The sequence below is a fragment of the Dietzia sp. UCD-THP genome, from assembly GCF_000349585.1.
Classification (GTDB): Bacteria; Actinomycetota; Actinomycetes; order Mycobacteriales; family Mycobacteriaceae; genus Dietzia; species Dietzia natronolimnaea_A.
In genome coordinates, this window is the sequence record NZ_KB714653.1 from 73,989 (window position 1) to 81,783 (window position 7,795).

A 7,795-nucleotide genomic window follows, 5' to 3' on the forward strand; every position below is an offset into this window, starting at 1 on the left:
CCGCCGGGGCAGAGCTGTGGCGGGGCCGGAGCAGAGCTGTGGCGGGGCCGTGGCGGGGCCGTAGCGGTGGCCGCGGTCAGTCCCAGCTGTCGACGTGGCGCATCAGGGGTAGCGCCTTCCGCTGGATCCGGCCCATCCGGGAGTGGATCGCGTCGAGGGTCTCGATCGCCTCGGCCACATAGGGCCCCTTGTTGAGCATCACGCACTCGGACCTCTGCGCGGACCCGGCGTCGGAGATCTCCGCGCGCGAGGGGATGCCGGTCTTCGCGAGTGACTCCAGAACCTGCGTCGCCAGGACGACCGGGACACGGGCCGCCTGGCACATCAGCGTGATGTTGCGCGGCACCTCGGAGAGCGACTCGAAACCCATCTCGACGGCGAGGTCACCGCGCGCGATCATCACCCCGATCCGGTCGTGACGCATCGCCTCCAGCAGCAGGTCCGGTAGCGACCGGTACGCCTGCCGGGTCTCGATCTTGAGGAGAAGTCCCACCTCCCGCCCCGACTCCGAGACCGCGGCCGCCAGGGCCTCTACCGCGTCCGCGACGTCCCGTCTGGTCCGCACGAACGACACCGCCACAAGATCGGCGTGACGGGACGCGAAACGCAGACTCCGACAGTCCTCCTCGGTGAGCGCGGGGGTGTCCACCTCCAGGCCCGGGACGTTGATCCCCTTCTCCGACCCCAACCAGCGGCCGCCCTCCCGACAGCGCACCACCTCCAACCTGACCCAGGGGGCGTCCGTCGCACCCGGTGTGGCGGTCTCGATGACCTCCGCGGAGATCACCCCGTCGTCGAACAGGACGCGGTCACCCACCGTCAGCGCCTCCACGACCGCCGGCAGTGCACATCCCAGTCGGATCTCCGCGCCGGACCGCGGTGGATCCACCGGTTCCATGTCCACGGTGAGCAGGATGCGGTCCCCGGTGTGAACGCGAATCCGCTGGGGCACTGCGGGGATGCCACGGACCCTGGTGCGCTCGAAGTCGCAGTCGATCAGCGTGCCGTCCCGCACCCACGCGTTGCGATCACCCTCCGCGAGGACTCCAGCGGCATCCACGGAGACCACGGTGAAACGTCGGCGGAGCCGCCGTGCATCGGGGACCTCGATCACGTCCCCGGGCGTCCGGGCCGCGAGCCACCGTGGGTCCACGCGGACGCACAGCGGGGGGCGGCCGCGGGTCGGGGGCGGCGTCGGCGCCCCGGCCGGATCGATACCGTCGCGGGTGAACCACAGTCGCGCGGGCTCGACCACCCCACCTCCCGGTTCCCGGGTGACCCGAGCCCTGCCCACCGGAGCACCCAGGGCCACCGGCCCGGTCCGCAGCTTCGGACCGGCCAGGTCCATGGAGATCGGGATCCTCCTGCCCACGGCGCGCTCCGCGGCGCGGACCCCGGCGATCATCGCCTCCCACCGCGCCGGGTCGTCGTGGGCGCAGTTGATCCGGGCCAGCCCCATGCCCCGTTCGGCCAGGCCCAGGACGAGTCCGGGATCGTCGGCGGCCGACGAGGGCAACGTCACCATCACCCGACCCGACCTCCCGGGGCGCGGCGCACCCAACAGGGCCTCCGCATGGGTCGCCAGCGCCGCGTCCCCGGCGGCGCGGGCCTCGGCCGTGGTCCGACGATCCGCGAATCGCGACGGGCGTTGCCCCTCGAGTGCGGCCAACGCGGCCCGCGCGGCGCGCAGAGCCGCCTCCACGGCGTCCTCACATCCGACCAGAGGGGAGACGCCGACGTCGAGCAGTCGGTCCTGCAGATCCCGGAGGTCGTGGCGGCGCAGGCTCGCGTAGTCGACGAGGTTCCGGGCGCCCTCACGGTGGGTCGGGTCCACCCGTTCCACGTCCCGCGCCCTCCTCGCGCGGCCGGGGGCGAGATCGCCCAGGATGGAGTCGAGTTCACTCGTCAGATCGGAGTACACCCGCCCAGTGTCGTCCCCTGTGGGTCGGGCGACCGGGCCGGAACCGAGGTGGAACGGCGAATTCACCCGCCGGACACCCCGTGGGGGTGACGGACCGGCTCTCAGGCTGTAGGGTTCTGCGCAGTAGTTGAAAACGTACGTTGTATTTCTGTAGATCCACCGTTCTTGCGAGAGAACGATGCGGCACCGCAGGGAAACACAGCACGCTCTCTGCTGCATCACCTGGCGCTCCGACAAGCGGAGTGCCGACTCTCGAAAGGACGCCACTATGGCAACCGGCACCGTGAAGTGGTTCAACGCCGACAAGGGCTTCGGCTTCATCGCCCCGGACGACGGCTCCGCCGACGTCTTCGCCCACTTCTCCGCCATCAACGGCTCGGGCTACCGCTCGCTCGAGGAGAACCAGCAGGTCTCCTTCGACGTCGCGCAGGGCGCCAAGGGCCTGCAGGCGGAGAACATCACCCCGATGTGAGCTGACGTCAGAGCGATCTGACGCCGCATCGACGAGAAGGGCCCTGCCCGGGAGCGATCCCGGGCAGGGCCCTTCCGCACGTCTCCGCGCCTCAGATCGGGCAGGCCACTCCGCTGCGGACGTGGCAGTCGTATCCACCGGGGTTCTTGACCAGATACTGCTGGTGGTAGTCCTCGGCGTAGGCGAACTCGCCGGACCGGACCTCAGCGAGCAACCCGAATTCGGTGGTCAGAGGGCCGTAGCCCGCCGCGTCGAGTTCCTTCTGGTACTCGGCCCCCAACCGACGGGCCGTCTCAAGCTGAGCGGTCGTGGTCGCGAACACGGCGGACCGGTACTGGGTTCCCCTGTCGTTGCCCTGCCTCATACCCTGGGTGGGGTCGTGCCACTCGAAGAACGTGGCGAGCAGTCGTTCGACGGGCAGCACCTCGGGATCGAACACCACGAGGACCACCTCGGTGTGACCCGTCGCGCCCGTGCAGGTCTCCTCGTACGTGGGATTGGGCGTCCATCCGCCCGCGTACCCTACGGCCGTGGTCCACACCCCCTCGAGCTGCCAGAGGATCTTCTCCGCCCCCCAGAAGCACCCCATCCCCAGCACGATCGACTCGTGCCCCTCGGGGAACGGGGGCACCATCGGGTTGCCGGTGACGATGTTGGTCGGCGCCACCGCAACCGGGTCGGGCCTGCCCGGCAGTGCCGAGTCCGCGTCGATCACCTCGGTCGCGGTCCGCATCGTGGAGTGTCGTATAGCGTCCTGTAGCCATCCCATGAAGCCAGGGTAACCCCGGGAGAGCGACGTGATCCGGACGTGATGTGACGAATACCATAGATCGCGCTAGGGTGGGCGGCAGATCGACCAGTGGGGAGCTCGACGTGACCGCTTCAAAGCCCGCCGCACAGCAACTGCGCGACATCCTGGACCGTGGCTCGTCTCAGCCCTTCGAAGGGTCAGGTTGCAGTGATCACGTCAGCCACCGGAACATCGCCGTCACCGTGGTGACCGCCGCGCTACTGCTCCTCGCCCTCGTCGCGATCGTCGCCCTCTGAGCCGCGGCCCCACCGCAACCCCTCTCGCGCCACCCTGACCAGGAGTGGGGCCCAGGGCGCGCACTCGTGCTCCCGGAGACCCGCCACGGACCGCAGCTCCGTGGGCGTCAGCCAGCGGGCCTCGGCAATCTCGGCCCGGGGCTCCACCGGCAGATCGGTCTCCACGGCGAACACCTCGGAGATCAATCTGAACCCGGGCTCGTTCGCCGTCGCGGTGTCGAAGCGTCCGAGCGGGGTCAGCCGTTCCGGGGCGAGAGTCACGCCCAGTTCCTCTCCGAGCTCGCGGACCGCGCAGTCCAGCGGGGCCTCGCCCGGTTCCCACTTGCCCCCGGGGAGCATGAAACGGTCCGTGCCCTTCTTGCGCACGGTCACCACCGCCCCGTCCGGACGGGTCACCACCACCGCGGAGACCGTGATGACGCGGACAGAGGTCGAATCAGAATGATCCACGCCCTTGATCATGGCAGGTGGGGCGATGGATCGCCCGGCTCCTCCGCCGGTGGACGACACCACCGGTGCGCGATCACTATGGTGGGAACCGGACGTCGTGACGGGCGCCATGGGCCGGACCCACGCGCGGCCCGTCACCCAACTGAGAGGACTCACCACTATGGCCGAGTACGTTCTTCCCGACCTCGCCTATGACTACGGCGCGCTGGAGCCGCACATCTCCGCCGAGATCATGGAGCTGCACCACTCCAAGCACCACGCCACCTATGTCAAGGGCGCCAACGACGCGCTCGAGCAGTTGGCCGCGGCGCGCGAGGACGGCACCATCTCCACCAAGGCCCCGCTGCTCAGCAAGAACCTCGCCTTCCACCTCGGTGGCCACACCAACCACTCGGTGTTCTGGCAGAACATGTCGCCCGACGGTGGCGACAAGCCCGAGGGCGAGCTGGCCTCCGCGATCGACGCCGAGTTCGGGTCCTTCGACAAGTTCCAGGCCCACTTCAACGCCGCCGCCACCACCCTGCAGGGTTCCGGCTGGGCGGTCCTGGGATGGGATCACATCGGCCAGCGCCTGATCATCCAGCAGCTGACCGACCAGCAGGGCAACATCTCGATCAACATGACCCCGCTGCTCATGCTGGACATGTGGGAGCACGCCTTCTACCTCCAGTACAAGAACGTCAAGCCGGATTACGTCAAGGCCTGGTGGAACGTCGTGAACTGGGCGGACGTCGCGGAGCGCTACGCCGCCGCCAAGAGCTGACCACACGTCCCGGGTGACGGGCCTCCGCGCAGGTGCGCGGGGGCCCGTTCCCGTTCACCCGGACCGAAGTTCCGGTCAAGTGTCCAGTTGGGTAGTCTGACCGCACTAGAGGTGACCAACGTCACCTGCACACCGCGGACCCGGGAGCCCGATGTCGATGTCACGCCACGTCTCCATGCGCAACGGGGAACAGCACCACGGGAGTCAGCACCACGGGGTCGGGCGCCGCACCGTCCTCGGCGGGGCCGCGGCCCTCGGGGGGGTTGTCGCCCTGCACTCCGTCCTCCCTGCGGTCGCCTCCGCGCAGGCCACCCGGATGTACGTGGGCCGGGGCATCGGCGACATGACCGGGGAGTCCCTCGGGGCGGGGATGAACGGCTACGCCGACATCGAGCAGCACTCCGTGGGTCTGCACCTGCGCCAGCGGGCCCGGGCGTTCGTCTTTGCCGACTCTCCGTCGTCACCCAGGTTCCTCCACGTCACCGCCGAGATCGGGCTGATATTCCAGTCCATCCAGCAGGAGGTCCTGCGACGCCTCGCCGCCGAGTTCGGCGACGCCTACCACGAGGGGAATGTGGTCATCACGGCCACACACACCCATTCCGCCCCCGGCGGGACGTCGGGCCACCCGATGGTCGACCTCTCGATGCTGGGCTTCCGGCCCGTCACCTTCGACGCCAACTGCGCCGGGATCGTCGACGCGGTCCGCATGGCGCATCACGACCTCGCACCGTCGGACGTCGGGGTCACGACGGGCCACCTGCACGACGCCGGCGTCAACCGCTCCCGCGGGTCGTTCGACCTGGATCCCGCCGAGGAGCGTGCCCAGTTCCCCACCGGCATCGACCCCCGGTCGCAGTCGCTGCAGGTCACCCGGAGCGGGAGTCTGGTCGGGGTGATCAACTGGTTCGCCTCACACGCCACCTCCATGACCACGTCCAACAGGCTCTCCTCGTCAGACAACAAGGGGTACGCCGCCTGGTACTGGGAGCGCGAGGCCGCGGGGCAGGACTATCTGGCCGGGGGAACCCCAGCCCTGGTGACCGCGTTCGCCCAGACGAACCCCGGCGACGTGAGCCCCAACCTCGACCTCCAGCCCGGGCGGGGCCCGACTCCGGACGAGTGGCTCAACACCCGTATCAACGGTGAACGACAGTTCGCCGCCGCACGCGACCAGGTGGGCCGGAACGTCCGCCCGCTCGGGGGCGGCATCGATGTCCGCCACCGCTGGGTCGACATGTCGGCGGTCGACGTGAGGCCGGAGTTCACCGGGGACGGCCGCACACACCGGACCGCCGTCGCAGCGCTCGGCGCGGCGTTCGCCGCCGGCAGCCAGGAGGACGGAGGGGGCGCCGAGGAGCTCCCCTTCACCGAAGGGGACCGGGGCGGAAACCCCGAAATCAGAGCCATCTCCGAGGTCGTGATCCCCGCCTGGCTCCGGGAGGCGCACGGCGCCAAGGACATACTCCTGCCCGTCGGTCTGGTGCCGCACGCCATCCAGCGCATCTACCCGTTCCACCTCATCAGGCTGGGCGGACACTACCTGTTCACCCTCGGTTTCGAACCGACCGTCGTGGCGGGCCTGCGCCTGCGTCGGACACTGGCTGCCGAGCTCGCCGTCCCCGAGGACCACGTCACCGTGCAGGGGTACTCCAACGCCTACGGGCACTACGTCACGACCCCGGAGGAGTACTCGGCCCAGAACTACGAGGGCGGCGCCACCGCGTTCGGACCGTGGACACTGCCCGCCATCCAACAGGTGGCCGCCGACCTCGCTCGGTCGATGCGGTCCGGGACGCCCCTGGACCCGGGGACCCCCGAGCGGGACCTCACCGGGCAGATCCCCGTCTCCCCGTTGGGCAACCCGCTCGTCGACACCCCGGCGCCGCTACGGAACTTCGGGGACGTGCTCGACCCTCCCCTACCCGCCTATCGGACGGGTCAGCGGGTCACGGTGCGGTTCTGCGGCACGAACCCCAACTCCGACCTGCGGCGGGGTGACACCTACCTCGCCGTGGAGCGCCGCGACGGCGGCCGGTGGATCCGGGTCCACGACGACGGCGACTGGTCCACCATGATCGTGTTCGAGGGGCTGCTCACCGTGACCAACGCCCTCATCACCTGGGACATCCCGCCGGGCACCCCGGCCGGGGAGTACCGGGTGGTGTACACCGCCTCGGGTCGCGGTCTCGACGGTCGACTGTTCCCCGTGCGGGGGGAGAGCCCGGCCTTCGACGTGCGCTGATCAGGGTTCTGGAACACTGGGCCGGTAAGTGCTTGCACCTCCTAGTGCTGGCCCCCTAGAGAGAAAGGACATCGCCCGTGGACATCAAGGGTGCTTCCGTCATCGTCACCGGCGCCGCCTCCGGTCTGGGCAACGCCACCGCCCGTTCGTTCGCCGAGAAGGGGGCGATCGTCTTCGGCCTCGACCTGCAGCAGTCCATCGACAAGGCCGTCGAGCAGGGCATCGACGAGGGGATCACGCTCCTCGCCACCGACGTCACCAGCGAGGACGACGTCAAGGCCGCCATCGCCAAGGCCACCGAGGCCGCCCCGTTGCGCGTCGTGGTCAACTGCGCGGGCATCGCCCCGGCCGCCCGCATCGTCTCCAAGAAGGGCGTGCACGCCCTGGACCTGTTCCAGACCTGCATCTCGGTCAACCTGGTCGGCACGTTCAACGTGTTGCGTCTGGCCGCCGAGGCGATGTCCACCCAGGACACCGTCGACTCCGACGGCCAGCGCGGCGTGATCATCAACACCGCCTCCGTGGCCGCGTACGAGGGCCAGGTGGGCCAGATCGCCTACGCCGCGTCCAAGGGCGGCGTGTACTCGATGGGCATCTGTGCGGCCCGCGACCTCGCCCAGTTCGGTATCCGCGTCAACACCATCGCACCGGGCACCATCGAGACCCCGATGCTGCGGGGCCTGACCGAGGAGTTCCAGAAGACCCTCGAGGCCTCCATCCCGTTCCCCTCGCGGCTCGGACGCCCCTCGGATTACGCCAAGCTGGCGAACGCGATCGTCGAGCAGGACTACCTCAACGGCGAGAGCTTCCGCATGGACGGCGCCCTGCGCATGGCGCCGCGCTGATCTTCAGACACCCCGGTGAGCTGACCGGAGAGACGACTGAGGCCCGCCCCCT

General features: G+C 69.6%; 8 protein-coding genes. 5 read left to right on the forward strand and 3 right to left on the reverse strand.

Translation table 11 applies throughout. The features are described 5' to 3' along the window. Positions 1 to 76 precede the first annotated feature (76 nt). Positions 77 to 1,921, reverse strand: coding sequence for a pyruvate kinase (locus tag H483_RS32410; protein ID WP_017837501.1), 1,845 nt, complete (start codon positions 1,919 to 1,921; stop codon positions 77 to 79). Positions 1,922 to 2,189: 268 nt separating this feature from the next. On the opposite strand from H483_RS32410, the gene H483_RS32415 reads away from it, so the two are divergent. Then, positions 2,190 to 2,393: a cold-shock protein gene (locus tag H483_RS32415; RefSeq protein ID WP_017837502.1), complete on the forward strand. Its 204-nt coding sequence runs from the start codon at positions 2,190 to 2,192 to the stop codon at positions 2,391 to 2,393. A gap of 91 nt (positions 2,394 to 2,484) precedes the next feature. Here the strand turns inward: H483_RS32415 and msrA are convergent, their stop codons facing one another. Then, positions 2,485 to 3,126, reverse strand: coding sequence for a peptide-methionine (S)-S-oxide reductase MsrA (gene msrA / locus H483_RS32420; RefSeq protein ID WP_017837503.1), 642 nt, complete (start codon positions 3,124 to 3,126; stop codon positions 2,485 to 2,487). 140 nt (positions 3,127 to 3,266) lie between these two features. Between msrA and H483_RS39655 the strand changes: the two genes are divergently transcribed. Beyond that, a complete protein-coding gene (locus tag H483_RS39655) occupies positions 3,267 to 3,440 on the forward strand; it encodes a hypothetical protein (protein WP_176474987.1) in 174 nt (57 codons plus the stop codon). Here the strand turns inward: H483_RS39655 and H483_RS32430 are convergent. Next, a complete protein-coding gene (locus H483_RS32430) occupies positions 3,402 to 3,890 on the reverse strand; it encodes an NUDIX domain-containing protein (protein ID WP_238556325.1) in 489 nt (162 codons plus the stop codon). The two genes, H483_RS39655 and H483_RS32430, sit on opposite strands and share 39 nt — an antisense overlap. A gap of 160 nt (positions 3,891 to 4,050) precedes the next feature. Here H483_RS32430 and H483_RS32435 point away from each other — a divergent pair, with 160 nt between their 5' ends. The 3 genes from H483_RS32435 to H483_RS32445 all read left to right on the forward strand — a co-directional run bounded on the left by H483_RS32435 (position 4,051) and on the right by H483_RS32445 (position 7,743). Further along, the gene (locus H483_RS32435) at positions 4,051 to 4,653 is read left to right on the forward strand and encodes a superoxide dismutase (RefSeq protein ID WP_031265000.1); all 603 of its coding nucleotides are present in this window, start codon (positions 4,051 to 4,053) and stop codon (positions 4,651 to 4,653) included. Between the two features lie 157 nt (positions 4,654 to 4,810). Beyond that, positions 4,811 to 6,898, forward strand: a complete 2,088-nt coding sequence (locus tag H483_RS32440; RefSeq protein WP_238556326.1) for a neutral/alkaline non-lysosomal ceramidase N-terminal domain-containing protein — start codon at positions 4,811 to 4,813, stop codon at positions 6,896 to 6,898. A gap of 77 nt (positions 6,899 to 6,975) precedes the next feature. Beyond that, positions 6,976 to 7,743, forward strand: coding sequence for an SDR family NAD(P)-dependent oxidoreductase (locus H483_RS32445; RefSeq protein ID WP_017837507.1), 768 nt, complete (start codon positions 6,976 to 6,978; stop codon positions 7,741 to 7,743). The last annotated feature ends 52 nt before the right edge of the window (positions 7,744 to 7,795 follow it).

Excerpts from the sequence above, each read along its gene's own strand:
- H483_RS32415 (WP_017837502.1), top strand. The coding sequence starts at position 2,190 with ATGGCAACCGGCACCGTGAAGTGGTTCAACGCCGACAAGGGCTTCGGC.
- msrA (WP_017837503.1), bottom strand. The coding sequence starts at position 3,126 with ATGCGGACCGCGACCGAGGTGATCGACGCGGACTCGGCACTGCCGGGC.
- H483_RS32435 (WP_031265000.1), top strand. The coding sequence starts at position 4,051 with ATGGCCGAGTACGTTCTTCCCGACCTCGCCTATGACTACGGCGCGCTG.
- H483_RS32440 (WP_238556326.1), top strand. The coding sequence starts at position 4,811 with ATGTCACGCCACGTCTCCATGCGCAACGGGGAACAGCACCACGGGAGT.